Below are 26,608 nucleotides of genomic sequence, written 5' to 3' on the forward strand. Positions count from 1 at the left end.
TGTCATCCGAAGGCTCGCGCAAAACATCTTGGCTGCCCATCCGCTCGACAAACCTATCGCCAGCAAGATGCGAAGGGCAAACTGGAGCAAAGACTTCTTCTATGACCTCTTTACTCATATGCGATAGCCCTGCCCTCGAGGGGGAGATGGCCGGCAGGCCAGAGGGGGTCGCCGCGCGTGGAGCGCTAACCTCCTTCTGCCGCAGCAGGCCGAGCCCGGTCGAACCGACCCCCTCTGTCGCCTTCGGCGACATCTCCCCCTCAAGGAGGGAGATTAGCTCCTTCACCCCTGCCAGACCCCTTCTTTCCTCAGATCATCCATGGTCCGCGAAATGCCTTCGCGCAGGATCGCCACCATGTCGTCGATCTGCGCGCGCGTAATGATCAGCGGCGGCGACATCACGCACATATTGATCAGCGGCCGCACCAAAAGGCCGAGTTCATGGCAGTGCGCGTCGATGCGTTTGCCGACATCCTTGTCGAGCTGCAGCGGGTCCTTGCTTTCGCGGTCGGCGACGCATTCGACGCAGCCCATCAGCCCCATGCCGCGGACTTCGCCGACCAGCGGCAGTTCCTCGAGCGTCTTCAGCCGCGCCTGGAAATAGGGCGCGACCTCGCGCGTGTGGGCAAGCACGCTGTCTTCGAGGATATCGAGGTTCTTCAGCGCCACCGCGCAGCCGATCGGATGGCTTGTGTAGGTCAGGCCATGGCCGAACAGCGCGTCGGGATGGTTGGAGCGGCGCATTTCCTGAAGCAGCCGCTCCGAGATGATGACGCCGCCGAGCGGGAAGTAGCCTGAGGTGACGCCCTTGGCGAAGGTGATCATGTCGGGGTCGATGCCGAACGCATCGCCGGAGGCAAAGACATGGCCAAGCCGGCCGAAGCCGGTCACCACCTCGTCGGAGATATAGAGGATGTCATTGTCCCCACAGATCTCGCGGATGCGCTTGAGATAGCCATCCGGCGGCACGACGACGCCACCCGATGCCTGGACCGGCTCGCCGACGAAAGCGCCGATCTTCTCAGGCCCGACGCGGGCGACCGTGTCGCGGAACTGATCGACCAGGAAGTCGGTGAAGGCGGCGATATCAATGCCTTTCGGCCGCCGGAACGGGTCGGGCGAGGACAGTTTGACCACCAGATCGTCGGCGCCGTCCATCCAGTCGCGGTCGCGCGGCCGGCCATTGAGCGAGGCCGACAGATAGGTCGAGCCGTGATAGGCGCCGCCGCGGCTGAGGATCAGCTTCTTTTCCGGCCGTCCGCGCACATTGTTGTAGAACTGCATGAAACGCAGCGCCGTCTCCACAGCCGACGAACCGCCGGTGGTGAAGAAGGTATGGCTGAGATCGCCCGGCGCATGATCGGCAATGCGCTTGGCGAGTTCGGCCGAGGGCGCATTCATCGTGTACCAGGGCGTGTTGTAGGACAGCATCATCGCCTGGTCGTACATCACCTTGGCCAGTTCCTCGCGGCGGTGGCCGACATTGATGCACCACATGCCGGCCGGTCCGTCGATCAGCCGCTTGCCTGTCACATCGGTGATGTAGATGCCGTCGCCTTCGCCGATCAGCGCACGTGCTTCATTGCCGACCGAGCCGGCATAAGGCCAGGGCTGGACAAGATGGCGCTTGGCGAGCTCTACCGCATCGTCGTCACCAGCCATCTCCATCGCTCTTAGGTCTCTTGCAGCCGCCATCATTGCCTCGCAGGTCTGGAGCGTAATTTTCGCCGGACACGAAACGAAGCGCCAAGCGTTGAAAAGTGGGCTTTCTTCACTTCATTTTGAATGTCCGTTCAATCAATATTGCAGAAATAGCGCTTGATTTCAATCCACGGATGCGCTCATGATGAAAGAAAGCCGGCAAGCTTGGAGCGCGGCCAGCAAAAGCGGTCATAGGCTTTGGTTCGATCGCGCTCCGCAAAAATTGGGGAACAGGCAGCCGGCCCGGTCAATGGGAGCATCATGGCGGGACACAAGCCGGCAACCGAGATCACGCCCGGAGCGCTGCAATGACAGCGGCTGCCGAGGGGTCGCCCGTATTCGGCATGACGCGGGCCAGGCGAAACGCCCTTCTGCAGTCCGAATCCGTCCAGGGCTTTGCCCTGATCAGCCCGACCTTCGTCTACGCTTTGATCCTGCTTGTGCTGCCGATCCTGGTGGTGCTCGCCCATTCGTTCTGGACGCAACACTACCTCACCATCGACCACACTTTCACGCTGGAAAACTACCGCATCGCGCTGACCGAGCCGATCTATCGCGATCTCCTCTGGCGCTCGCTCTACATCTCGCTGACGGTAAGCTTCTTCACCGTCATCCTCGCCTATCCCATCGCCTATTTCATCTCGTTCCATGGCGGCCGCCACAAGAGCCTGTGGCTGTTCCTGATCACCATCCCGTTCTGGACCAGCTATCTGCTGCGCGTGATGTCGTGGAAGGTGATCCTCGGCTATAATGGCGTGCTCAATTCCGGCCTGATGGGCCTCGGCATCATCGACGAGCCGTCGACAGCACTGCTCTACAATTCCAGCGCCGTCATCATCACGCTGACTCATGCCTGGGCGGCCTTCGCCATCCTGCCGATCTTCGTCTCGCTGGAGAAGGTCGACCGCACGCTGGTCGAGGCAGCCACCGATCTCGGCGACGACCCGCTGCGCTCCTTCCTGCGGGTGACGCTGCCGCTGTCGGCGCCGGGCGTCATTTCGGCGGCACTCATCGTCATGATCCCGACGGTCGGCGATTACGTCACGCCGAAGCTGGTCGGCGGCAAGGACGGCGTGATGATCGCCAATGCCATCCAGGCGCAGTTCGGCAAGGCCGCCAACTGGCCGCTCGGCGCGGCACTTTCGGTCACCACCATGCTGGTCGTGTCGATGATGGCGGGCGCCACGGTGCTCATCATCCGCGCCATTCAGAGGCTGGCGCGATGACGGCGATGCGGCGCCTCCTTGCCGGCGGCTGGCTGACCGCCTACGCCTTCCTCTACATCGTCTTTCTCTATCTGCCCGTGATCTTCCTCCCGATCTTCTCGATCAACACCGCGCCGACGCCGAAGTTTCCCCTCACCGGCTATACGCTGAAATGGTACGAAGACCTGCCCAAGACGCCGGCACTGCTTGATGCCGCCTGGAACAGCCTGATCGTCGGTGTCTCGGCATCGGTGCTGGCGACGCTGCTCGGTATCCTCGCCGCTCGTTCCATCACCCGCTACCGCTATCCCGGCCGCCGCACCATCAACGGCCTGATCATGGCGCCGCTGGTGCTGCCGGAAATCATCCTCGCCATCTCCATGCTGCTGGTCATGCTGCAACTGGGCCTCAGCCTGTCGCTGTTCACCGTCGTGCTCGGCCATGTCCTGATCTGTATTCCCTATTCGATGACGGTGCTGACCGCAGGCTTCGAGGGCTTCGACCGCAGCCTTGAAGAGGCCTCCGCCGATCTCGGCGAAAGCGCCTTCGGCACCTTCCGTCGGGTGACGCTGCCGATGGTGGCGCCGGCGATCATTTCCAGCCTGCTCGTCTGCTTCACCATCTCGCTCGACGAGTTCGTCATTGCCTTCTTCCTGACCGGAACCGAGACGACGCTGCCGATCTATATCTGGGGCCAGTTGCGCTTCGCCGCCAAGCTGCCGGGCGTTCTGGCGCTGGGCACGCTGCTCTTGGTTGCCTCCTTTGTCTTGATGACCGTTGCAGAAGTCCTGCGCCACCGTGCGGCCAGGCGCACCCAGAACGAGGGAGGCCTCTATGCCTGAGCCAATCCAGGCCGAACGGCCCCAAAAGGATCGAACAAAGTCCGAGCGTGCTATGATCGATATCCGCAGCGTCACCCGCAGCTACGGCGCCTTCAAGGCGCTCGACGACGCGACACTGACCATCCGGGAAGGCGAGTTCTTTTCGTTGCTCGGCCCCTCCGGCTGCGGCAAGACAACGCTGCTGCGCATGATTGCCGGTTTCGACAACCCGACCAGCGGTTCGATCTCGGTCGGCGGCCAGTCGATGGAAGGCATCCCGGCCAACCGCCGGCCGACCAACATGGTGTTCCAGAGCTATGCCATCTTCCCGCATCTCAATGTCGAGCAGAACGTCGCCTATGGGCTGAAACGGCTGAAGCTGGGTGCGGTTGAGGAAAAGCGCCGCGTGGAGGAGGCGCTGGCGCAGGTGTCGCTGACTGGACTCGGCAAGCGCCTCGCCACCGAGCTTTCCGGCGGCCAGCGTCAGCGCGTGGCGCTCGCCCGCGCGCTGGTGATGCGGCCCAAGGTGCTGCTGCTCGACGAGCCGCTGTCGGCGCTGGACAAGAAGCTGCGCGAGCAGATGCAGGTCGAGCTGCGCCGGCTGCAGCAGGCGGTCGGCATCACCTTCGTGCTCGTCACCCACGACCAGTATGAGGCGCTCGCAATGTCCGACCGCATCGCGGTGATGTTCGGGGGCAAGATCGCCCAGGTCGCCTCGCCCAAGGAAATCTACCAGCGGCCGGTCAACCGCCAGGTCGCCGACTTCCTCGGCGGGATGAATTTCGTCAAGGCTGAGATTGTCGAGGAGAACGCCGCCTCGCTGGTCGTCGACACGCTGGGCTTCGGTCGCGTCAGGACCGACAAGCCGAAGGCCTTCGTGCGCAATGGCGGCCGCGCCACGCTCGGCATCAGGCCGGAGCGCCTGCGTGTGCTGTGGGACAATGCGACCGCCAAATTCGAGGTCGCCGGCAAGGTGGTCGAGCGCCATTATTTTGGCGAGATCACCCATCTGATCGTCGAGATACCCGGATTGGAAAAGCCGCTGTCGGTGACCGAGACCAATGATTTCGGTGCCGATGATATCCCGGTCGGCACCTCAATCCGCCTTGCTTACGATCCCGAGGCTTTGGTGGCTATGGCGGACTGAAGCTCGGTTGCGATCTCTTTGGCAGCGATGCGCCCCATCACGATCGCACCTTCGACATAGCCCGGAAAGGACGGCGACAGTTCCGACGATGCGAAATGGACAGGAGCCGCGCCGGCAAGGATCGTGCGCTCGGCATCCCGTGCCGTCACATCGACAATGAGGTCGCTGTAGGCGCCGCCGCTCCAGCGGTCTTGGATCCAGTCGCGCTGGCTGAAATCGATAATGTCGGCCGCGTCCGGACCAAGGGCGCTCACCAGCCTTGCCGTTACTTCCGCGCGCATCGCAGCATCGTCGAGTGGGCGCCAGCGCAGTGCCAACGGGCCGCCGACGAAGACGACGAGCGCGGCGTGGTCGATATCCTTGCTGGCGTCACAGGCGAACAAGCCCGGCAAATCTCGCCACATCACCATGCCGCACAGATCGCGATCCCGCCAGAACGGCTTGGGATAGCGCACCAGGATCTTGATCACCGCGCCGCTTTCCCAGACGCCAAGCGCCTTCTCGATGACCGACGGCAAGGCCGGCGCGAAATCGAGCTTCGCGGCCGTTGCCGGCGGAAGCGCGACCAGCACTTTTCGCGCCTCCATGACGCTACCGGCCGAGACGACACGAACGCCATGCGGCGCGTGCTCGATGCGCGTGACCGGTTCGTTCAACCGCACCCGGCCACCGAGATCGCCGGCCAGATCCTCGGCCAGCGACTGCATGGTATCGAGCAGCGAATATTGCAATTCCGGCACCTCGTTGGTGATGCGGCGGTCATTGTCGATCAGGTGCCACAGCGGCACTCTGTCCATCGCCAGGCACCACAGGCCTTCGATCATCGACCGGAAAGCCGTCTTGGCGTCAGTGGGATCAGGCTGATGTTCAAGCCAGGTGGCAACGCTCATGCCGGCGATCGCAGGGTCGTCCGGCTCGATCGCATTCATGCGCTCGCGGATCGCCATCGCGCCGTAATAGGTCCGCTCGGCCTGTTCGACCGACAGTGACGGATGAGTGATGAAATCGCCATCCACATAGGTCTCGACGAAGGCCTTGCCGCGGGCCGCCGCCAGCGCCGTCACCTCCGGCATGTCTTCGCAGAAAAACTGACCGCCGCTGTCGATCCGTTCGCCAAGCCCGTTGCGAACCGCTTCGACCCTGCCGCCGACACGGTCGCGCGCTTCGAGCAGCACGACATCGATGCCGGCTTGCTTCAGCACAAGCGCGGCCGACAGCCCGGTGAAACCGGCGCCGACGATGACGACGTCGGTTCTTTCGGTCTTGTCGCTCAATAGCCGGCCTTGATCTTCTCGAATTCCGTGACCATGCGCTGCTTGAGCTCGGGCGGCACCGGTTGCTGGAACAGCGTCTTGTCGAGGAACTTGTCGAGATTGTCGAAGCCGCGGTCGGTCAGCACCTGATGGTCGATCGCCGCCATGCCAGCGCTGTTGCCGTGACCGTAACCGAAGGTCTTGACCAGATAGTCGGACACGGCATGCGCGTTGACCGCGCTCAGGAAATCATAGGCCTGGTCGAGCTTGCCCGGCGCATCCTTCATCAGCACATAGCCGCACACCCAGGTCGAGATGCCTTCCTTGGTGTCGCGGTTCATGGCGATCGGCATGCCTTGGCCCTTGAGCGTCACGAAGGTCTCGTTCCAGCCCCAGACGAGGTCGACCTCGTTGCCCGTAAAGGCCTGGTTGAGATCGGTATCGTCGGTCCAGTAGAAGCGGACATTCTTGTGCACGTCGCGCAGGAAGGCGGACGCCTCCTGGAACTGCGCGTCGGTCATCTTGGTCCAGTCCTTGAGGCCGACGACCAGGCTCGCCAGCGCATAGGCATCGTCGACATTGTCGCCGATGGTGACGCGGCCCTTGAATTTAGGATCGGCAAAAATCCTCAGTGATTGCGCCTCCTCAGCCGTCACCTTGTCGGTGCGATAGAGCAGCGAGGTGTTGCCCCAGTCGAACGGCATGAACCAGGCCTTGCCGTCGGCGGTGACGGCAAGATCCTTCATCGCCATGATGCCGGGATTGAGGTCCTTCCAGCCGGTGATCCTGGAGGTGTCGAGCGGCTGTAGAATGCCGGCCGCGCTCCATTTGGCCACGCTTTGCGAGCAGGGGTGGGCGATGTCGGCCTTGAAGCCGGCCCGCATCTTCTCGAAGGCTTCGTCCTCGTCGCCGAAGAAAGCGAAGGTCGGCTCGGCGCCGTATTTGGCGGTGTAGTCGGGATGCAGCAGCGGATCCTCATAGCCCGACCAGTCGAACACGACGAGGTCGCCACCACCCTCGGCATAAGCCAGCACGGTGCCGGCGCCCACTGTTAGGACAGCGGCAAGGGCAAGGCGGCGAAGCATGGAATTCATGGTGCGAAACTCCCCCGTCGCAAGGATCTCAGGCGAGGTTAGGAGAATTCCCCGGTTTTGGCGAGCCTGCAAAAGCCGGCGCCGCCCCTCATTGTCCTGCCGGACATTTCTCCCCGTATAGCGACGGGGAGAAAGGGCTGGCCGCATCCTCGGCACTATTTCTTGCAACGCTGGAGATTGGCGAAATCATCGATGACAGCACCCCTCTCCCCGTCACTATACGGGGAGAGGATGCCGGCAGGCAGGTGAGGGGCAGCACAAACGCTCGGAAAAGAAAACGAGCATTCAATATCTGGCCTAACGCACCTGCATCAAACGCACCAGCCCAGCTCAATACCCCGCTTTGATCTTCTCGAATTCGGCGATCATCTTGAGCTTGAGGTCGGACGGCAGGGGCGACTGGAACAGCGTCTTGTCGACGAATTTCTGCACGTCGTCATAGCCCTTTTCCTTCAGGATCGCCTGGTCGACACCGGCCATGCCCTTGGCGTTGGCCTGGCCATAGCCCCAGTCCTTGACCAGCACCTTGGCCGTCTCCGGATCGTTGACGGCGTTCAGATAGTCATAGGCTTTGTCGATGTTGTCGGGCGCGTCCTTGAACAGCACATAGCCACAGACCCAGGTCGAAATGCCTTCATCCGTGTCCTTGCTGGACTTGATCGGCACGCCGGCCGCCACGGACTGGACCGTCGCGTCGTTCCACGCCCAGGCCAGGTCAACCTCGCCGCCGGAGAGGAGCTGCACGATATCGGTGGTGTCGGCCCAATAGGAACGGACATTCTTGTGCACCTGCCGCAGGAAGTCGGAAGCCTGCTTGAACTGGTCATCCGTCATCTTGGTCCAGTCTTTCAGCCCGATGGCAAGGCTGGCCAGCGCATAGGCGTCGTCGACATTGTCGCCGATCGAGACCCGGCCCTTGAACTTGGGATCGGCGAAGGCCTTTAGCGATTGCACATCCTTCGCGTCGATCTTGTCGGAGTTGTAGGTGAGCTGGGTGTTACCCCAGTCCCAGGGCATGAACCAAGCCTTGCCATCCGATGTGGTGGCCAGATTCTTCATCGCCATGATGCCGGGATTGAGGTCCTTCCAGCCGGCAATCTTCGACGTGTCGAGCGGCTGCAACAGGCCTGCCTCACGCCACTTTGTCACGCTCTGCGAACAGGGATGGCCAAGATCGGCCTTGAAGCCGGAGCGCACCTTCTCGAAAGCTTCGTCCTCATCGCCGAAAAAAGCGAAGGTCGGCGAGTCGCCGTTCTTCTCGACATATTTCGGGTGGAAGCTCGGATCCTCATAGCCGGACCAGTCGAACACGATCAGGTCCTTGTCGGCGGCAACCGCGAGCGCTGCGGCCGAAGCCGCAAGCGTTGCCGTCAGCGCCAATGTCAGCGTCAGACGTCTGGTTAGTCTTTTCATTGCTGTTCCATCCTCTCTTGTCGTTGCGTCGCCGGCTCGACTGGCCGGCTTCTGGTTATCCGTAGTGCTTGGGGAAGGCCGCCGCGAGGAACGCGTTCGCGGCTTGCAGCGCAGTCTCGCGCGTGGTGTCTTCGGTTCCCATCATCAGCCGCAGCCACAAGCCTTCCAGCATGGCCGACAGCGCCAGCGCCATCACCTGCGGCTCATAGCCATAGCCGCCGCTCTCTTTGAGCGTCGCACAGAGATCGATGAAGACCTGCTGGTAATACGCGTCGCGGGAACTGCTCAGCGCCTGATAGACCGGCCGCGACTTGGCCTCGCCCCAGAAGGCGAGCCAGGCGGCGAGCTTGCGCTTGTTGCAGATCGAGCGGTCGAAGTCGGCCCAAACCAGCACCTGCAATTGGCGGGCGGGATCATCACCGGCTTTCTGCAGGGCAGCACGCCAATGTGCCGAATACTCGTCATACATATACTGCAGCGTGGCGATCAGCAGCTTTTCCTTGCTCTCGAAATGAAAGTTGACGATGCCGCGCGACAGGCCGGCGCCATCGGCGACATCGGCCATTGTTGTCTCCGCATAGCCGCGCTTGGCCAGCGAATCGATGGTCGCCTCGATTAGTTGCTGCTGCCTGACCTCCTTCGACGCCTTGCGGCCGCGTTTTTCCGGTTCGGTTTTTCCAGACGTGTCGGAGGATCGCTCTTCGCGCGCTGCAGCTTTCATCGGTGCCGTCATGCTCCACATTGCCGGCTATCCCACCATAGCCGGCTTCCACCCGCGAAGATGAGTGGGACGGTGCTCGCCACTGTCAAGCACCTTCTGCATGGCTTCCCAGGTCCGTATGTTCTTGTCGACATAGGCGGCCCCAACCGCGGCCGCCACGATCACGTAGAGCGGGCCTTTCAGCCTTTCCAGCTCGCCTTGCGCGACCTCGCGATACCAGGGATTGCGGTCCTTAACGACCACATCGGCAAAGCCGGCGCGCTGCATCGCCTGCGCATAGCGCGCCGGCGACGCCATGGCGAAGGACAGGCCCTCAGCCGCGACATAGGCCTTCATGTCAGGTGACGGTTCGCCGTCATGGCCGATCAACCAGTCGGAGGCGGCAAAGACGCCGCCCTGTTTCAGGACGCGGAAAATCTCGGCAAACAGCGCGTCCTTGTCGGGCACATGCAACAGCGCATCCTTGGAGAAGACGACATCGAACGAAGCGTCGGCAAAAGGCAGCGGCCCCGGCGGCGCCTGAATGAAGCTTGCGCGGTCTGAGAGCTCGCGCGCCGCGGCGCGCTTCCTGGCCGCCTCGATCACCGGGCGCTCGATGTCGAAGCCGGTGGCATGGGCAGCGCCGTGGCGCTCGACCAGATGCAACGCGATGCCGCCTGAGCCGCAGCCAATATCGAGGATGGTCTTGCCGCTCAGCGACAGCCCCTCGACGACTCGGTCGACCTCATCAGGTCCGCCCGGCGACAGATAACCCTCGCCCCACAGCGCCTCGAGGAAGCGGATGGCGGTATCGTCATATTCCGGCTCGGCATCTGCCGCTTCGATCATCGAACCTCGGTCCCGTCAGCCGAATTCAACACGTTCGATTGCCGGCAAAACGTAGCGCATACCAGAGAAAACGCAAGACCATTTGTTGAACATTCATTCAGTATGGCTGGACAAAATACCGGCTGCCATGCCAAATTCCGCGCATTCGGGAACAGACCACGCAAAAATGAACAGCGGATCGCCTACGCAATTCCAAGAAAAGTGTGAGCGGTTTTCCGTCCGGAATTGCGAAAAAGAGAGAAGACTGAGGCAGAATGAAAGCTTGGGATGCGATCATCATCGGCGGCGGACACAATGGCCTGGTCAACGCCTGCTACCTGCAGCGCGCTGGGCTCGACGTGCTGGTGGTGGAGAAGAACGACTGGGTCGGCGGCGCCGCCACCAGCCGCGAGCTGACGCCGGGTTTCCTCTACTCCAACTGCTCCTATGTCTGCTCGCTGTTTCGTCCCGAGATCATGCGCGACCTCGAACTGCCGCGCTTCGGCCTGCAGGTCATCTCCTACGAAGGCGGCGCCGTATTCACCCGCGACGGCGACTACCTCGCCAACTACCGCGACCATGATGCCCACCGGCGCGAATTCGCCCGCTTCTCCAAGCGCGACGCCGAAGCCTACGATCGCTATTCGCGCGACGTGACGCGGCAGTGCCGCTTCATCCAGCCGCTGCTGATGCGCACCGCCCCTGACCCGACCAGTTTTCGGCCACGCGACCTCGGCGAACTTCTCTATCTCGGCAAGAAATTCGCCGGCCTGTCGGCCGAGGAAATGGCGCTGACGCTGCGCTTCTGGACCATGTCGATCTCGGAATTCCTCGATGAATATTTCGAGACCGACGTCATCAAGGCGAACTTCGCTCTGTCCGGCATCATCGGCACCGCGCTCGGGCCGATGTCACCCGGCACGGCCTATGTGCTGCTGCACCACTATATGGGCGAGGTCGACGGTTCGGTCGGCGCCTGGGGCTATGCACGCGGCGGCATGGGCGCCGTCACCAAGGCGCTCGCCGCCTCGTTCAAGGCGAGCGGCGGCACCATCCGCACCGGCGCCGAGGTCGACCATGTGCTGGTCGGCAGGGGCAAGGCGAAGGGCGTGGTGCTGGCTGGCGGCGAGGAGATTTACGGCAAGCTCGTCGTCTCCAACGCCGACGTCAAACGCACCTTCCTGAAACTGGTCGAGGAAAAGGAACTGCCCGACATCTTCCTGCGCCGGGTCAGGAATTTCAAGATCCGCGGCTCGTCCGGCAAGGTCAACATTGCGCTGGATTCGCTGCCCGAATTCCCGGCGCTGCCGAAGGATTCGCCGGTCTATCGCGGCGACATGCATTTCACCGATTCGATGGAACGCATGGAACGCGCCTATGACGACTGGAAGGCCGGGCGCTGGTCGGCCGACCCGTTCCTCGACATGGTCATCCCGACGACGCTCGACCCGACGATGGCGCCGCCTGGCAAGCACTTCATGAGTTGCTTCGTGCAATATGCGCCGCCCAAGGTGAACGGTCGTGACTGGACCGATGCCGACCGCGACGGTTTCGCTGAAAGCGTGATTGCGCAGATCGCCGAATACTCGCCGGGTTTCCGCGACCGCATCGTCCACATGGAGGTGCGCACGCCGCGCGAGATCGAGGCCGAGGTCGGCCTCACCGAAGGCAACATCTTTCAGGGCGAACTGACCTTCGACCAGTTGCTGTTCAACCGTCCGGTGCCGGGCTACGCACAATACCGCTCGCCGGTCGGCGGGCTCTATATGTGCGGCTCCTCGACCCATCCCGGCGGCGGCGTCATGGGCGCACCCGGCCGCAATGCGGCAGCCGAGATCCTTCGCGACCTCGCCAAATCGACCTCGCATATGAGCCCGGCCCATGACGTCATTTGATGCAATCGTCATTGGCGGCGGCCATAACGGCCTTGTCGCTGCCGCCACGCTGGCGAAGGCCGGCCGCAAGGTATTAGTGCTGGAAGCCGCCGTCGATGTCGGCGGCGCGGCACGCACCGAAGACTTCGCGCCGGGCTTCCGCGTCTCCTCGATCGCCCATGTGCTCAACCGCCTGCACCCCGATGTGGTGAAGACACTGGAGTTGGAAAAGCACGGGCTGCAAATCGCGCGCGGCGACTTCATGCCGTCCGTTGCCTTGTCGAAGGATCGCCCACCGCTGGTCTTGCATGGCGCCTATGGCGAAGTGCTGAGCGGCTCCACTCCGTCCGAGCAATCCGCCTGGAAGGAATTGCGCGCGCAGTTGCTCCGCTATGCCGGCATATTGAAACCATTCCTCTCCCGCCGCCCGCCCGATCTCGCCGGCATGTCGCTCAAGGAGACCGCGGCGCTCGGCCAGACCGCTCTGGCGTTGAAAAAACTCGGCAAGGAAGACATGCGCGACTTCCTGCGTGTTCTCCTGATGAACGTCGCCGACCTGCTCGATGAGCAGCTTGCCGACACCAGGCTGAAGGGCCTGCTTGCCTTCGACGCCACGCTGGGCAGCCATCTCGGCCCGCGATCGCCGACCTCGCTGCTCGGCCTCTACTATAGGCTGGCCGGCGAGACCGGCGGTGCGGCCGGCGCGCAGATGTTGCCAAAAGGCGGCATGGGCACGGTCGTCACCGCCATAAGGTCTGCGGCGGAGAAAGCCGGCGTCACCATCCGCACGGCGGCACCCGTGGCCAGGATCATCGTCGAGAAAGGTCGCGCCGTCGGCGTCGCGCTGGACAGCGGCGAGATGCTGCACGCCAGAACCATCGTCTCCGCCATCAATCCCGCCACCACCATGCTCGACCTCGTCGGGCCGCGCGAGATCGACACCGGCTTCGTGCGCAAGGTAAAAAACATCCGCATGAAGGGCGATGCGGCGAAGCTCCATCTGGCGCTCGACCGGCCGCCGCAGTTTTCAGGCGTCGACGCCGCTGGCCACAAGGGCCGGCTGGTCATCGCGCCTTCGCCCGACCATGTCGAACGCGCCTTCAACCCGTCGAAATACGGCGAATCCTCTGCCGAACCGGTGATGGAAATCACTTTGCCCTCGCTCTCCGATCCATCGCTCGCACCTGCCGGCGCCTGCGTGCTCTCGGCGGTGGTGCAATACGCGCCTTACGCGCTGAAAGAGGGCTGGGACGCCGGTAAGCCGAAATTCCTGAAGGCGATCATGACGCAGCTTGAGACCTACGCGCCAGGCATCGGCAAATCTGTGCTGCACGCCGAGCTTTTGACACCGGCCGATATCGAAGCCCATTGCCGCATGCCGGGCGGCCATTGGCACCACGGCGAATTGCAGGCCGATCAGATGCTGATGTCGCGACCGGTCTCCGGCTGGTCGGGCTACGACACGCCGGTCGAAGGGCTGTTCTTGGCCGGCGCCGGCTCGCATCCGGGTGGCGGTGTTTCAGGTGCGCCGGGCTTGAACGCCGCGAAGCGCATCATCGCGATGAAGGGGTGAGCATGATTTTGCAAATCACAAACGGCGCGCTCTACGGCGAAGGATCGCCGTCATGAACCATCAACCCACCATCAAACCGTCAAAAGCCCGCACCGCCGCGCAGGGTCATTTCCGGACCCTGCGTCTCGGCACGCCGTTCCAGCCACGCATCGATGCACTGGCCAGGACACAGGACTGGTACAACTGGGCCGGCTACCGCGCCCCGCATTCGCTGTGGGACGAAGAGCTCGAATATTTCGCCATTCGCAGCCAGGCAGCTTTGTTCGACATTTCGCCGATGACGAAATACCGCGTCGAGGGCCCGGATGCCGAAGCCTTTCTCGATCGCGTCACGCTGCGCGATGTGACGATGCTGAAGCCCGGCCGCGTCCACTACACCGCCTGGTGCGATGACGAGGGTTTCGTGCTCGACGACGGCACGCTGTTCAGGCTGTCGCCCACGCGTTTCCGCCTGTGCTCGCAGGAGCGGCATTTGCCCTGGCTGCTCGACAGCGCCATTGGCTTCGATGTGGCGGTCAAGGAAGAGACCGAAAGCGTTGCCGGTCTCGCCCTGCAAGGACCAACCGCCTTCGCCGTGCTGCGCGATGCCGGCTTTGCCGGCGTCGAAAAGCTTAAGATATTCGACCTCGCCGAGTTCCCGTATGATGGCGGCGCGGTAACGATCTCGCGTACCGGCTTCACCGGCGATCTCGGCTACGAACTGTTCGTACCGGCTGAAAATGCGCTGAGTCTGTGGGACCGGCTGATGACCGCAGGCGAACTGCGAGGCATCCGCGCCATCGGCTATACCGCGCTCAACCGCGCCCGCCTCGAGGCAGGGCTGATCGTCGCCAATGCCGATTTCACCACCGCCGAACATGCCATTCGCGCCGACCGTTTGCGCATGCCGGATGAGATCGGCCTCGGCTTCATGGTCGATCTGGAAAAGGGTCATTTCAACGGCCGCCGCGCCATCCTCGAAGCCCGCGCCAGACGCAAGCTGCGCCATGTGCTGGTCGGGCTGGAGATCGAAGGCAACATCCCGGCCGAACACGCCATCGTCTATCACAAGAAAAGCCAGGAGGTAGGCCTGGTCAGCGCCGCCATGTGGTCGCCGATGGCCAAGCGCAACATCGCCATCGCTTCGCTTACGCGGCCCTACGGTGATACGATGGTGGAAGACCTCTGGGTCGAGATCTACGCCATGCGCGAACTGCAGTACCAGAAGCTGATGAAGCGGGCCAAGGTGGTGGCGCGTCCCTTCATAAAACTCGACCGCCGCACCGCCAATCCGCCGGCGGATTTCTGACCATGGTCGACGAACCTGATGATGAGGCGGAAGCCGCCGAACAGTGGCAACTGGTCAACACGCCGCTCGGCGAAAAATGGTCGGGCCGCACGCGCTACGCCGCCGCCATGTACTTCTACAAGCGCGGCGAAATGAGCGCCGAGACGCTCGAGGTCTACCGCATCTGCGCGCGGCTGGATTCGGAGAACCCGCTGCCCATCATCAGGGATCGCGGCACCGGCCAGGACTGGCTGAAGCGCATGGGCGCCTAGCCGATCGTCCTTTCCAGCACGCTCAACCAATTGCGATAGGCAATCTTCTCGATCAGCGTCCGGCCGAAACCGCGCGCGGCCAGCGCATCGATCAGCTTCGGCAAGCCGGCGACGTCGCCGATGACCGCCGGGATCATGGCGCCATCAAAATCCGAGCCGAGACCGACGCCGTCCTCGCCCAGCGCCTGCAGCAGCGAATCGACATGGCGCACCATGATGTCGAGGCTGGTGTCCGAGTTCATCCGGCCGTCTTCGCGCAGGAAGCCGGTGGCGAAGTTGAGCCCGACCATGCCGCCGGTCTCGCGGATGGCGCCGAGCTGCCAGTCGGTCAAATTGCGCGAATGGGTGCAGAGCGCATGCACATTCGAATGGGTGGCGACCAGCGGCGCGTCGCTGAGCGCGGCGACATCGCGAAAGCCTTTTTCGTTGAGATGCGACAGGTCGATCATGATCTTCAGCTGATTGCAGGCCTTGACCAGCGCCTTGCCGGCATCGGTCAGTCCCGGTCCGGTGTCGGGCGATGAGGGAAAGCGGAACGGCACGCCATGGCCGAAGGCGTTGGGACGGCTCCAGACGATGCCGAGCGAGCGCAGGCCGGCTTCATAGAGCACGTCGAGCAGCGTGAGCTCGGGGTCTATCGCCTCGACGCCTTCGATGTGGAACACCGCCGCGATCGAATCTTTCGCCATCGCCGCGCTAATGTCACTGGCGCTGCGGCAGACGGTCAGCGCTCCCGCCCGCTCCAGCCGAAACAGGATCGAAGCCATGCCAATGGTGGACGTCAGCGCGTCAGCGCGCGGCAATTCCGGCGGCAGCGGCTCGTTGTCGCTCGGCGCCGGCGGCACCGCAGAGCGTTTGCTTTTCTCAACCGGTGGCGGGAAGATCGCGAACATGCCGCCTGCAAAGCCGCCCTTCCTGGCGCGCGGCAAGTCGATGTGACCGCCCTGCGTTCCCTCGACGAACAGCTTTTCGACGTCGGTGTCCTTCGACTGGTAAAGTCTCAGCAGCGTGTCGTTGTGGCCGTCGAAGACGGGGACGAGATCGGATTCGGTCATCAGGAAGCCATTCGGTCAGTTGGCAGGAGCGGACGAACCGCAGCGAACTGTGTACTTAGGCAAGAAGGCCGACCTGCGCAAATGCCAGAGACGTGTTCGCTCTTGTGGCTGAGCGGCTGGGTTACCCTTCTCCCCTGTGGGAGAAGGTGGCCGAGCGAAGCTCGGTCGGATGAGGGGTGCTCCAGCTTGGCATTGACGGCGATCCGTCCAACACCCCTCAACCGTCTCGGCGCTGCGCGCCGATCCACCTTCTCCCACAGGGGGAGAAGGGGAAGAGGTCTATTGCTTCAGCACATCGGCCCATTCCGGATGGCGGCGGAACTGGGCATTGGCGAAGGGGCAAAGCGGGATGATTTTCTTGCCCGCTGCGCGCGCATCCTCGACGGCGCGGGTGACGAGCCGAAGCCCGGCGCCCTGGCCGCGAAACACGTCCGGCACTTCGGTGTGGTCGATGATGATCTGGTGCTCGCCGACCTTGGTGAAGGTCATCTCCGCCTCGGCGCCGCCCGGCCCACGCAGGACATAACGGCCCTTCGAGCCGCGGTCCTCCAGTTCGATTTCAGGCAATTGGTCAGGCATTGCTTGCTCCTTCAACCGGCGCGCCAGCGAAAAGCCGCCTTGCCGCTTCGATCTCGTTCGGCTGCACCTCGTGGCCGCCATCGTGCCATTCCACTGTGACATCGGCGCCATCGGCGCGCAAATAGGCTTCCAGCCGCGACGTCAGATTGGGCGGGCAGATCGGGTCGCGCTTGCCGGCGGTCACCAGAATACGACGGCCGGCAAGGCTGCCTTTCACCTCAGGTTCGAACGGAATCAGCGGATGCATCAGCACTGCCGCATCGAACAGATCCGGCGCAGCGAACATCACGGAAGCCAGTATGTTGGCGCCGTTGGAATAGCCGAGGCCGAGCACGGAAGACGGCTTTGCCGCTTCCACCTGCGCCTTGATGAAGCCGGCCATCTTTGCGGTCGCCCGGCCAAGGTCGTCCATGTCGTAGACACCCTCGCCGGTGCGGCGGAAGAAGCGGGCAGCACCATATTCAGCGACATCGCCGCGCGGCGACACGATGGTCGCCTGGGGCGCAAGGTCGCGCCCCAGCGACAGCAGCTGATTCTCGTCGGCTCCGGTGCCGTGGAAGACGAAGAGCAGCGGACCGCCGGGCGAACCCGGCAGCGCCTTATGAATGTAAGCGTCCTTGCTCATTGTCTCAGCCTTCCAGCTTCTGCAGATGTTCTTCGAGATAGGGCCTGAGATGCTGGTGCTGCGTCGGCAATTTCAGCGCCTCGCCGAGATGGGCGGTGTCCTCGTCGCGGTCGAAACCCGGCTCATTGGTGGCCACTTCGAACAACACACCGCCCGGCGTGCGGAAGTAGATCGCCCAGAAATAGTCGCGGTCGATCACCGGCGTCACGCCATAGCCCGTATCGATCAGCGCCTTGCGCACTTCGAGCTGCTTGGCGCGGTTCTCCACGGCGAAGGCGACATGATGGACAGAGCCGGCGCCGAGATTGGCGAAGCCAGCCGTCGGCAGCGATTCGATGTCGACGACATCGGCCCCGTTGCCGTTCTTGATGGCGAGACGGCTGACATTGCCTGATTTGTCGACCTCCTCGTAACCCATGAACTTCAACAGCTCCTCCGTGGCGCCGCCATCCTTGAGGCGCAGCGACACCGAATGAAAGCCGCGGATCGCTTCGTCGGCGGGAACACCGCCCTTCAACCACGGCGCGCGGCTGTCGGCCTTGTCTTCAACCAGCGCGAAGCCATCGCCATCGGGACCGGCGAAGGCAAGCCGCTTCTCGCCGAATGTCTCCTCGCGTGAGACACCCGTAACGCCTTCATCGGCAAAGCGCTTTTCCCAATAGCCTAGCGTGCCCGCCGGCACGGAGTAGGCTGTGGTGCCGACCTCCCCGACGCCGTGGCGGCCCCTCGAAATGTCTGGAAACGGAAAATAGGTCATCACCGAGCCCGGCGTGCCGCGCTCGTCGCCATAATAGAGGTGATAGACATCGGGCGCGTCGAAGTTGACGGTTTTCTTGACCCGGCGCAGGCCGAGCTTGTGAGTGAAGAAATCATTGTTCTGACGCGCATCGCCGGCCATTGCCGTAACGTGATGCAAGCCCTTGATCTGGTCGAGCATTGTCTTGCTCCTTCCCTTGGTGTTTGTGCGGTCCTCGCCGCTGTCCACGCCTATATGAGGGGCCGCCCGGCGCAGGCAAAGGCGGCAAACTCAGAATGGACTGTATCCCAATCGTGAACAGTAGAAAAATTTCGTTCACCATTCCGTAAAGCCGACGGTCTTGCGCCGCCGCCAGAATCCGGTTCATTGAGCGTCTTCCCGACGTGACAGGATACAGCTATTGGCCGCGAAAAGCAGACGTCCGAACATCCTCCTGATCTCCTGCGACCAGTGGCGCGGCGATTGCCTGTCGGCTCCCGGCCATCCCACGGTGAAGACACCGAACGCCGACGCGCTGGCCGCCGAGGGTGTCCTTTTCAAGCGACATTACGGCGGTGCGGCGCCCTGCTCGCCGGCCCGCGCTTGCCTCTACACCGGCCTCTACCAGATGAACAACCGCGTCTGCCGCAACGGCACGCCGCTCGACGCCCGCCACGGCAACATCGCGCTTTCGGCCCGCGCCCTCGGTTACGATCCGACGCTGTTCGGCTACACCGACGTCTCGTCCGATCCGCGCACGTTGGCGCCGGACGATCCCCGGCTGAAAACCTACGAGGGCGTGCTGCCCGGCTTCAGCGTGCGCCAGTTCCTGCCCGAGCATCAGAAACCGTGGTTGTCATGGCTGACGGCGCGCGGGCTCGACACCAGCGCCGGCTCTCCCGGCATCCATCGCCCCCTCGGCGAGGAAGCAAGCGACGGTGTGACCAACGCGCTGCCGGTCTATTCCAGGGACGAGACACCGACGGCTTTCCTCGCCGGCGAATTCATCCGCTGGCTGGGCGAACAGGATGTGCCCTGGTTCGCGCATGTGTCCTTCATCAGCCCGCATCCGCCCTTCATCGTGCCCGAACCTTACAACACGCTGTATGATCCCACGGACGGCCCGGCCTTCCCTCGTGGCGAAAGCTGGCAGGCGGAGGCGGAAAGCCATCCCTATCTGGCCTACGATCTCGGCCGGCAAAAGCGTAAGAACTTCCGCCCCGGCACTGACGGCAAGGTGCGCGACTGGGGGGACGACAACATCCGTGCCATCCGCGCGATCTATTATGGCATGATCTCGGAGGTCGACGCGCAGCTTGGCCGCATCTGGCAGGCGATCAAGACGGCGGGAGCCTGGGACGACACGATCATCATCCTGACATCGGACCACGCAGAGATGATGGGCGACCATTTCATGCTCGGCAAAGGCGGTTTCTTTGACGGCAGCTATCACATCCCGCTGATCGTCCGCGACCCGCGCTGCGGCGAGGCGGCGGGCTCGACCGTCGATCGCTTCACCGAGGCCGTCGACATCTTCCCGACCTTGCTCGATCTGCTGGATGCCGACGCCCAGCCGCATCTCGACGGCCGCTCGCTGAAACCGTTCCTGGAAGGTAAACCGCCCAAGGATTGGCGCGACGCCGCGCATTGGGAGTTCGATTTCCGCTCCATTGCCGAGGGGGAAGCCGAGCGGCACTTCGGCATCGCCTCGCGTCAGTGCAACCTCGCCGTCATCCGCACGGAAGACTTCAAATACGTGCACTTCGGCGGCGGCCTGCCGCCGTTGCTGTTCGACCTGAAAAAGGATCCGGGCGAGTTGGCCAATGTTGCCGCCGACCCCACCTACCTCGCCGCGCGGCTCGAATTTGCCGAGCGTCTGCTTGCCTGGCGCGCCGAACATCTCGACCAGTCGCTGGCGCTGGCAGAGCTGACCGAGGATGGGGTGGTTGGGTATGTAGGAGGCAGTAGGGCTTAGGCAGTAGGGAATAGAACGGCCTCGACCGACTAGCCTACTGCCTACTGCCTACTGCCTACTGCCTACTGCCTACTGCCTACCGCTACTGCCTACTGCCTACTGCCTACTGCCTACCGCTACTGCATCATCAACCGCTGCTCATCCCGCTTCTCGGCGTAGCTGCCCTTGTCGTAGGCAGCCTGCGCCTGAAGCTGCTCCTTGGTGAAGTTGGTGTAGAGATACTTCTTGCCGTCCTTGTCGGTCATGAATTTGAGCTTGTCCATGCCGATCGCGACCTCCTTTGCGCCAATGCCGAGGAAGCCGCCGACATCGACGATCACCGCATCCGGCTTGCTGTCGGGTGCCAGCACAACGTCGCCGATCTCGCCGACCTTGACGTCGTTTGCGCCATAGACGGTCGTGCCTTTCAGATCGTCGCCCCTGATCTCGCCGACTGGCATTTCGGTCAGCGTCGATTTGTCGATGGCTGCGGTCTGCGTCGGGTCGGTGGCTTTTGTACCAGCGGGAGCCTCGGCGGTCTTGTCCGCTGGCTGAGCATTGTCAGCCGGTGCGACGACCGTCGGGGTAGCGGGAGCGGTCGGCGACGTTGCGTCGGACGTTGTCGTCACCGGCGCCGGATCATAGGGCTTGCGGTCGAAATCAGGCTGTGCCTGCAGTTCCTCCTTCGTGGTGTGCGCCACCAGCCAGCGATCGCCGTTTTTCTCCGCCCACTCGGCCTTGGCGAAATCATAGGTGACATTCTTTTCACCCAGGCCGAGGAAGCCACCGACGCCAATCACCAGTGATTGCGCCTTGCCCTCCTTGGTCAGCACGATGTCGTTGACGTCGCCGATATTCTGGGCGTCGTCGCCAGTGCCATTGTAGACGTTCTCGCCGATGATGTTGGTAGCGAGATTGCCGTCGGCGCGTTTCACCGCCGGTTCCGACGGCGCGGCGTTGAGATCAACCGGCTTTTGCGGGTCGCTCTGCGCCGTGGAAGCAGGCGCCGGGGCCGGATCGTAAGGCTTACGGTCGAAGTCGGGCAGCGCCGTCAGCGCTTCTTTCGTCGTCTCGGCGACGAGCCAGCGGTCACCATTCCTCTCGACCCATTGCAACTTGCCGTAGTCGAAGGCGACGTTCTTGCTGCCTATTCCGAGGAAGCCGCCGACGCCGATAACGGCGGATTTCGCCTGGCCGTTTTCATCGAAGACGACGTCGCTGACATCGCCGATCTTCTGCGCGTCATCAGCGGTGCCGTTATAGACGGATTCGCCGATGATATTGGTCATCAAGGCGCCAGCGGCCTGCTGCGGCGCCGGAGCAATGGTGGCGGGGGCTTCAGCCGGCGCCGGGCTTGTCGCCGGGGCCGTCGTTGACTGCGCAAACGCGCCGGTGGCAATCAGCGTTGCAAGCGCGGTCGTCGCGAAAAGAGTGCGGATCATGATAAGTCTCCTCTTGCCTGATCGTGCGCGCCGCAACCGGCAAACCGTTGCCGGGAGACCGAAAGCGGCGCCTCCAATGCGTTCACAACGTCGTGACAAGGCGCTTGTTCCGAAAAAACGGGGGCATCGGGATACCTCGGGCAAGTCCGTGGAATCGCCCGACATTTCCGGCGGCCGATGGAACCTTTGTGAGGCTTCGCCGTTTCAGCCTGCGGCTGGGCATTCCCAGCCGCCAAAATGAATACGGAGCGGGCATGCGATTTGCGGCGGTGCTGAACCGGGACGGCGGCACCTTGCGGACGATCGATCTTTCCGTGTTTTCGGACCGGATGCGCCAGACGCTTGAGGCGGCTGGTCACACGGTCGACATCGACATCGTTGAAGGCAAGGACATTGTCTCAGCGCTCGACAAGGTCGCCTCGCGGCGCGGCATCGAGGTGGTGCTGGCCGGTGGTGGCGACGGCACCATTTCGGCCGCCGCGGCGCGGCTGATGAACAGCAAGAAAGCCTTGGCTGTCCTGCCGGCCGGGACCATGAACCTGTTCGCCCGCGGCCTGGGCATTCCGCAGACCCTCGACGGGGCCCTGACTTCCTTTGCCGACGGCGAGGTCGTCGCGGTCGACATCGCCAGCGCCAATGGCCGGCCCTTCGTGCATCAGTTCTCCATCGGCCTGCACGCCAGGATGGTGAGGCTGCGCGACACAATGGAGTTTACTTCGCGCCTGGGAAAGATCCGTGCTTCGGCAAAGGCCGCCTGGACGACGATCAACAATCCGCCCGCCATGAAGGTGACGTTGACGGTCGGCGACGCCGAGATCGTGACCCGCATCAGCGGCATCGGCATCTCCAACAACCTGTTCGGCGAGGGTCACCTGCCCTATGCCGACAATCCTGCCGGCGGCGTGCTCGGCATCTATGTCACCGTGGCACGGCGGCGCGGCGAACTGGCCAGGGCCCTCTTCGACATGGCGCGCGGCAGATGGCGCGACAGCGATCATGTCGAGATCCATCAGGCCGACAAGGCCGTTGTGAAAATCCACACGGGAAGCAAGAAGTTCGGCGCCGTCATCGACGGCGAACTGGTCAAGCTGGAGCGCGAAACAGCTGTGCAGATTCACCCCGGCGCGTTGAATGTTCTGGTGCCGGCGCGCGCTGCGCAGGCAAAGGCCGCCTAATGCGAGCGCCGAAGACGGCGAGCGCTTTAGCCGCCAGCCGGCTGGCTCTGACTGGCGGGCGCGCTCTGGTTGGCGGGCGCGCTGTTGTCGATCTTTTCGCCATAGATCTCGGCGATGCCCCAGGCGATGAAGGCCAAGAGCAGCGCTGCGATCAGGATGCGCAGCCCATGCCAACCCCAGCGCCCCTGGCGGGCCTTGTTCTCAGGGATGATCTTGGTCATTGGCGCCGTTCCCTTCATGCGACTGCAGACGTGGCGGATAAAACCACGGCTGGCGAAACATGGTCGGGTAACGATTGCTTGCTACAAAAGTTCCGGGTCCCGACGGCAGCGCACAACGCGCGGCACTGCGGATGGGACCTGCAAGCGAGGGGACTTGGTGGATAAGAAGGTGGAGAAGGGTCTGCCGGCCGACGTTCGCCGCGCCGTGGCGGCGCCGGAGCGGCTTGCCGTGTTGCACGGGCTCGACGCGATCGACACGGCCTCCGATCCCGACTTCGATCACATCACCGGTCTTGCCGCCGCCGTGATGCAGGCGCCAATCGCCTTGGTCACGTTGCTCGATACCGAACGACAATGGTTCAAGTCCTGTGTCGGACTGGACGAGACCGAGACCGCCACCGACATCTCGTTTTGCGCACACGCCATTGCCGTCGGCGACGAGCCTATGGTGGTGACCAATGCCAGCATCGATCCCCGCTTCGCCGCCAATCCGCTCGTGACCGGTAAGCATCATCTGCGGTTCTATGTCGGCGCGCCCATGGTGGTGGCCGGTGCGCGCATTGGCACCGTATGCGTATTCGACCGGGAACCGCATGACTTTCCGTCCCCTGCCGCACTCGATCAACTGAAGGCGTTGGCCAGTCTCGCCGCCAGCCTGTTTACGCTCAAAAACGCCACCCGCAGCGGCGCCATCGCCGCCGCAGCTTTGGCGCAGGAGGAAAAGCGCCGCGCCATCGCGCTCGATGCCGCCTCGCTTGCCAGCTGGGCCTGGGATATCCGCACCGACATGATCGAATGCGATGTGCGCCTGTCGGAACTGTTCAATCTGCCGCGCTCGAACCGGCTGCGGGCGCGCGACATATTGGGCGCCATCGACCCGCGCGACGTATACCAGACCGAGACGCGCTTTCGCGACGCCCTGACCGGCAGCGACGATTATTTCGGCGAATACCGGGTCAAGGGCTTCGATCCGCCGCGCTGGATAGCCACCCGCGGCCGCATCATCGAGCGCGACGGCGAAGGCAAACCGACGCTGATCTTCGGTGTCAACTACGACATATCGGAACGCAAGCTCGGTGAGGAGCGGCAAAGGCTGTTGTTGCGCGAGCTCAACCACCGGGTCAAGAACACGTTGGCGACGGTGCAGGCACTGGCGACGCAGACCGTTCGCCACGCCCGCCGCCCAAGCGAATTCCTCGAAGCCTTCGGCGCCAGGCTGCAGGCGCTGGGGGCTGCCCATAACCTCTTGTCCGATCGCGAATGGCGCGGCATCGGCATCCGCGAACTGATGCAGATCGAGGTTAAGCCGTTCGATTCGACCGAACAGCCGCGCATCGCGATTTCCGGCCCGGATCTGCTGCTTTCGCCCGACCAGGCGGTGGGGCTCGGCCTGATCATGCACGAACTGGCCAGCAACGCGCTGCAATACGGATCGCTGTCGGTGGGCTCGGGAAAGGTCGACGTCGACTGGAAGGCGCTGGGCAAGAAAGGCGCACGCCGCCTTGTGCTGACCTGGCGCGAAAGCGGTGGGCCGCAGGTCCAGCCGCCGGAACGCCAGGGATTCGGCACGATCCTGATCCGCCGCAGCCTGGCCAAGGTTTTGTCCAGCGAGGTTGTGCACGAGTTCCGTCGAGAAGGCGTGTTCGCGGAAATATCGATGCCGCTTGAGGATTTTCCGAGCTGAAGCGTCGGGGGAGTTCGGGCCTACTCGGCATCGCCGTCCGGATCGCCCGGCCGCGGTTTGACGTTTTCCTTGTAGATGGCATAGGCCACCAGCGCGATGATCGGTCCAAGGACAAGTTCCTTGCCGCCTTTCCCCTTGAGCAGCGACGGCAATACGGCAAGGGCCGCCGTGATGCCGAGTGCCTTGAGCTCGGCATTGCGCCTTCGCGCACGTCTACGGGCGCGCGTGCCGGCCGCCAGTTGATGGATGAGCAGGATGAGCCCGGCAAGCACCAGGAAGCCGGCCGCGAAGCCCAGGCAGGTCGCTATCGACCCATAGCGGTCGGCGGCCCAGATATATGCCGCCCCGAGGAGAAATCCGAGCCCGCACAGAGCCGCAACCGCGGCGAGCCCATAGACGATCGCCGCCGTGCGCGCGCGGCGCATGGCGGCAATGGCTTCACCCGAGGCCAAAGCCGAAATCAACGATGCCAGCGTCCCCATCTCTAGCGGAAACTAGCGCCGGGCGAGAAGCGCGAACAGAAAACCGACGCCGGCTGCGATGGCCAGCGACGTCACCGGCTTTTCGCGCACATTGGCGGTGATCTGGGCTTCGATGTCCTTGGCGTTGCCGCGCAGGCTGTCGAAGGCAGCCTCACCCTGGGCGCGCAACTGCTCGACGCCTTCGGCGGCGGCGCGCCGCGCCGTTCCGTAGCCATGCTCGCCGGTCTTGGCCAGTTGCTTGGTCAGCTTTTCGAGGTCGGCCTTCAACTGCCGGATATCGGCTTCGAGGTCGGCGTTCGTCTGGGTTTCGCCAGCGGTTTTTCCTGTGGCAGTTGCCATTCTATGACTCCTTGCGTTTGCTTGGTTTCAAACGCCCCACACACGTCAAGGTTCCGAAATCGGAGACCATATCCATGAAAGGGTGTTTGCCTGTGCGAGTCCAGCCCGGCGGGACTCGTTTCCCTCTCGGATCAGCCTCAGATCAGCGGCCGGCGGCCCTCGCTCAAGCCCTCCCAGCGTGCGAGGTCCTTCAGCGCCTCCCGGTCGACCACTTCGCAACCGCCGTCGCGCCAGACGATCAGCTTGCGGTCGATCAGCTTGCGGATCGTCTTGTTGGTGTGGACCAGAGACAGGCCGAGCGTATCGGCGACGTGTTGCTGCGTGATCGGGATTTGCACTGGCGCCTTGCCGTTGAGCCCGACTATCGCCGCGCGGCTGGCGATGAAAGCGATGAGATAGGCGGTGCGCTCCAGCGCCGTGCGCCTACCGATGCTGAGCAAATTCTCGTCCAGCATGCGCTCCTCGCGCGATGCCAGCCAGGTGATGTCGTAGGCAAGGTCCGGATGGTTGCGGTAGAGCTCGTGCAGGTTTTCGCGCTCGAAGACGCACAACAGCATCGGCGACAGCGCCTCGATCGAGTGCTGCATTTCACCCATCACGCTGCCTTGCAGGCCGATGAGATCGCCGGGCATCGAATAGTTGAGAATCTGGCGCCTGCCGTCCGACAGCAATTTGTAACGGAAGGCCCAGCCCGAAAGCACCGTATAGAGATGAGCGCTGTGGCTGCCTTCGACCAGCACCGTGGCGCCCTTGTCGACGGCCAGTTCGCCCTTCTTGAACTTGCTGACATAGGCAAGCTCCTGCTTCTCGAACTCCCGGAACACCTGCAATGGCCGAAGCGGGCAATTCTCGCAGGGGTACTGACGGCTGGAAAAAGAACGACCATTCTGGCCAGACATTTCGATCCCTCTTTCGAAAGCCTTTGTGGCAGACTGACTGCAACGGCTTGCAGGGGCTGTGGTTCCGGCGTCGGCGATTGGGCATGTCTTTTTTAAATGACAGGGTGTCGAATACCGATCATGACTTGCCCCGCTCCAGTGAGACGAATCCAGTTCGTCTGACGTTGGAGCAGCCCCGGCAAGCGAATTCAGGGTGCAAGGCCACCGGTGGATTGTTGAGATCCAATGTGGTGTTGTTTGAAGTGCTGCCGGAACGAGGAGAATTTGCC

General features: G+C 63.1%; 25 protein-coding genes. 10 read left to right on the forward strand and 15 right to left on the reverse strand.

All coding sequences use genetic code 11. The features are described from left to right. Positions 1-282: 282 nt before the first annotated feature. Positions 283-1,695: an aminotransferase gene (locus AC04SG_RS27990; RefSeq protein ID WP_488553692.1), complete on the reverse strand. Its 1,413-nt coding sequence runs from the start codon at positions 1,693-1,695 to the stop codon at positions 283-285. A gap of 314 nt (positions 1,696-2,009) precedes the next feature. Here AC04SG_RS27990 and AC04SG_RS27995 point away from each other — a divergent pair, with 314 nt between their 5' ends. The 3 genes from AC04SG_RS27995 to AC04SG_RS28005 are packed head-to-tail and all read left to right on the forward strand — an operon-like array spanning position 2,010 to position 4,874. Beyond that, positions 2,010-2,927, forward strand: coding sequence for an ABC transporter permease (locus AC04SG_RS27995; RefSeq protein ID WP_488553693.1), 918 nt, complete (start codon positions 2,010-2,012; stop codon positions 2,925-2,927). Beyond that, positions 2,924-3,748 (forward strand): ABC transporter permease, encoded by an 825-nt coding sequence (locus tag AC04SG_RS28000; protein WP_488553694.1) that lies wholly within the window; start codon positions 2,924-2,926, stop codon positions 3,746-3,748. The genes AC04SG_RS27995 and AC04SG_RS28000 overlap by 4 nt, the downstream gene beginning before the upstream one ends. Before the next feature lie 52 nt (positions 3,749-3,800). Further along, positions 3,801-4,874 carry an ABC transporter ATP-binding protein gene (locus tag AC04SG_RS28005; protein ID WP_488553695.1) on the forward strand — a complete coding sequence of 358 codons (1,074 nt, stop codon included), beginning with the start codon at positions 3,801-3,803 and terminating at the stop codon, positions 4,872-4,874. On the opposite strand, the gene AC04SG_RS28010 is transcribed toward AC04SG_RS28005, so the two are convergent. The 5 genes from AC04SG_RS28010 to AC04SG_RS28030 form a co-directional block, all read right to left on the reverse strand. Next, positions 4,838-6,148 (reverse strand): flavin monoamine oxidase family protein, encoded by a 1,311-nt coding sequence (locus tag AC04SG_RS28010; RefSeq protein WP_488553696.1) that lies wholly within the window; start codon positions 6,146-6,148, stop codon positions 4,838-4,840. The two genes, AC04SG_RS28005 and AC04SG_RS28010, sit on opposite strands and share 37 nt — an antisense overlap. Continuing rightward, the gene (locus tag AC04SG_RS28015; RefSeq protein ID WP_488553697.1) at positions 6,145-7,221 is read right to left on the reverse strand and encodes an extracellular solute-binding protein; all 1,077 of its coding nucleotides are present in this window, start codon (positions 7,219-7,221) and stop codon (positions 6,145-6,147) included. Before AC04SG_RS28015 ends, AC04SG_RS28010 begins: the two co-directional genes overlap by 4 nt. A 330-nt stretch (positions 7,222-7,551) precedes the next feature. Beyond that, on the reverse strand, positions 7,552-8,634 hold the full coding sequence (locus AC04SG_RS28020; protein WP_488553698.1) for an ABC transporter substrate-binding protein: 1,083 nt from the start codon (positions 8,632-8,634) through the stop codon (positions 7,552-7,554). Between the two features lie 55 nt (positions 8,635-8,689). Then, on the reverse strand, positions 8,690-9,355 hold the full coding sequence (betI, locus tag AC04SG_RS28025) for a transcriptional regulator BetI (protein WP_112559488.1): 666 nt from the start codon (positions 9,353-9,355) through the stop codon (positions 8,690-8,692). Positions 9,356-9,382: 27 nt separating this feature from the next. Next, on the reverse strand, positions 9,383-10,183 hold the full coding sequence (locus AC04SG_RS28030; protein WP_488553699.1) for a class I SAM-dependent methyltransferase: 801 nt from the start codon (positions 10,181-10,183) through the stop codon (positions 9,383-9,385). 254 nt (positions 10,184-10,437) lie between these two features. Here AC04SG_RS28030 and AC04SG_RS28035 point away from each other — a divergent pair, with 254 nt between their 5' ends. The 4 genes from AC04SG_RS28035 to AC04SG_RS28050 are packed head-to-tail and all read left to right on the forward strand — an operon-like array spanning position 10,438 to position 15,148. Beyond that, positions 10,438-12,057: a phytoene desaturase family protein gene (locus tag AC04SG_RS28035; protein WP_488553700.1), complete on the forward strand. Its 1,620-nt coding sequence runs from the start codon at positions 10,438-10,440 to the stop codon at positions 12,055-12,057. After that, positions 12,044-13,609, forward strand: coding sequence for a phytoene desaturase family protein (locus AC04SG_RS28040; RefSeq protein ID WP_488553701.1), 1,566 nt, complete (start codon positions 12,044-12,046; stop codon positions 13,607-13,609). Before AC04SG_RS28035 ends, AC04SG_RS28040 begins: the two co-directional genes overlap by 14 nt. A gap of 52 nt (positions 13,610-13,661) precedes the next feature. Continuing rightward, positions 13,662-14,897, forward strand: a complete 1,236-nt coding sequence (locus AC04SG_RS28045; protein WP_488553702.1) for an aminomethyl transferase family protein — start codon at positions 13,662-13,664, stop codon at positions 14,895-14,897. Positions 14,898-14,899: 2 nt separating this feature from the next. After that, positions 14,900-15,148, forward strand: a complete 249-nt coding sequence (locus AC04SG_RS28050) for a hypothetical protein (RefSeq protein ID WP_488553703.1) — start codon at positions 14,900-14,902, stop codon at positions 15,146-15,148. On the opposite strand, the gene AC04SG_RS28055 is transcribed toward AC04SG_RS28050, so the two are convergent. The 4 genes from AC04SG_RS28055 to AC04SG_RS28070 all read right to left on the reverse strand — a co-directional run bounded on the left by AC04SG_RS28055 (position 15,145) and on the right by AC04SG_RS28070 (position 18,344). Then, a complete protein-coding gene (locus tag AC04SG_RS28055) occupies positions 15,145-16,203 on the reverse strand; it encodes a dipeptidase (RefSeq protein ID WP_488553704.1) in 1,059 nt (352 codons plus the stop codon). The genes AC04SG_RS28050 and AC04SG_RS28055 overlap by 4 nt on opposite strands. A 279-nt stretch (positions 16,204-16,482) precedes the next feature. Continuing rightward, the gene (locus tag AC04SG_RS28060; RefSeq protein ID WP_192259367.1) at positions 16,483-16,782 is read right to left on the reverse strand and encodes a GNAT family N-acetyltransferase; all 300 of its coding nucleotides are present in this window, start codon (positions 16,780-16,782) and stop codon (positions 16,483-16,485) included. Further along, positions 16,775-17,407, reverse strand: coding sequence for an alpha/beta hydrolase (locus AC04SG_RS28065; RefSeq protein ID WP_488553705.1), 633 nt, complete (start codon positions 17,405-17,407; stop codon positions 16,775-16,777). Before AC04SG_RS28065 ends, AC04SG_RS28060 begins: the two co-directional genes overlap by 8 nt. A gap of 4 nt (positions 17,408-17,411) precedes the next feature. Continuing rightward, positions 17,412-18,344, reverse strand: coding sequence for a VOC family protein (locus AC04SG_RS28070; RefSeq protein ID WP_488553706.1), 933 nt, complete (start codon positions 18,342-18,344; stop codon positions 17,412-17,414). A 220-nt stretch (positions 18,345-18,564) separates the two neighbouring features. On the opposite strand from AC04SG_RS28070, the gene AC04SG_RS28075 reads away from it, so the two are divergent. Further along, positions 18,565-20,118 (forward strand): alkaline phosphatase family protein, encoded by a 1,554-nt coding sequence (locus AC04SG_RS28075; RefSeq protein WP_488553707.1) that lies wholly within the window; start codon positions 18,565-18,567, stop codon positions 20,116-20,118. 116 nt (positions 20,119-20,234) lie between these two features. On the opposite strand, the gene AC04SG_RS28080 is transcribed toward AC04SG_RS28075, so the two are convergent. Then, complete coding sequence (locus AC04SG_RS28080; RefSeq protein ID WP_488553708.1) at positions 20,235-21,539, reverse strand: PRC-barrel domain-containing protein; 1,305 nt, start codon at positions 21,537-21,539, stop codon at positions 20,235-20,237. A gap of 254 nt (positions 21,540-21,793) precedes the next feature. Here AC04SG_RS28080 and AC04SG_RS28085 point away from each other — a divergent pair, with 254 nt between their 5' ends. Beyond that, on the forward strand, positions 21,794-22,714 hold the full coding sequence (locus tag AC04SG_RS28085) for a diacylglycerol/lipid kinase family protein (RefSeq protein ID WP_488553709.1): 921 nt from the start codon (positions 21,794-21,796) through the stop codon (positions 22,712-22,714). Between the two features lie 26 nt (positions 22,715-22,740). On the opposite strand, the gene AC04SG_RS28090 is transcribed toward AC04SG_RS28085, so the two are convergent. Continuing rightward, complete coding sequence (locus AC04SG_RS28090) at positions 22,741-22,935, reverse strand: hypothetical protein (protein ID WP_192259361.1); 195 nt, start codon at positions 22,933-22,935, stop codon at positions 22,741-22,743. Between the two features lie 157 nt (positions 22,936-23,092). Between AC04SG_RS28090 and AC04SG_RS28095 the strand changes: the two genes are divergently transcribed. After that, positions 23,093-24,619 (forward strand): sensor histidine kinase, encoded by a 1,527-nt coding sequence (locus AC04SG_RS28095; RefSeq protein ID WP_488553710.1) that lies wholly within the window; start codon positions 23,093-23,095, stop codon positions 24,617-24,619. A 20-nt stretch (positions 24,620-24,639) separates the two neighbouring features. Here AC04SG_RS28095 and AC04SG_RS28100 read toward each other — a convergent pair whose 3' ends face one another. The 3 genes from AC04SG_RS28100 to AC04SG_RS28110 all read right to left on the reverse strand — a co-directional run bounded on the left by AC04SG_RS28100 (position 24,640) and on the right by AC04SG_RS28110 (position 26,339). Next, positions 24,640-25,101: a hypothetical protein gene (locus AC04SG_RS28100; protein ID WP_488553711.1), complete on the reverse strand. Its 462-nt coding sequence runs from the start codon at positions 25,099-25,101 to the stop codon at positions 24,640-24,642. A 12-nt stretch (positions 25,102-25,113) separates the two neighbouring features. Beyond that, on the reverse strand, positions 25,114-25,440 hold the full coding sequence (locus AC04SG_RS28105) for an ElaB/YgaM/YqjD family protein (RefSeq protein ID WP_488553712.1): 327 nt from the start codon (positions 25,438-25,440) through the stop codon (positions 25,114-25,116). A gap of 137 nt (positions 25,441-25,577) precedes the next feature. Then, positions 25,578-26,339 carry a Crp/Fnr family transcriptional regulator gene (locus tag AC04SG_RS28110; RefSeq protein WP_488553713.1) on the reverse strand — a complete coding sequence of 254 codons (762 nt, stop codon included), beginning with the start codon at positions 26,337-26,339 and terminating at the stop codon, positions 25,578-25,580. Between the last annotated feature and the right edge of the window lie 269 nt (positions 26,340-26,608).

The organism is Mesorhizobium sp. CNPSo 4684 (assembly GCF_057784315.1).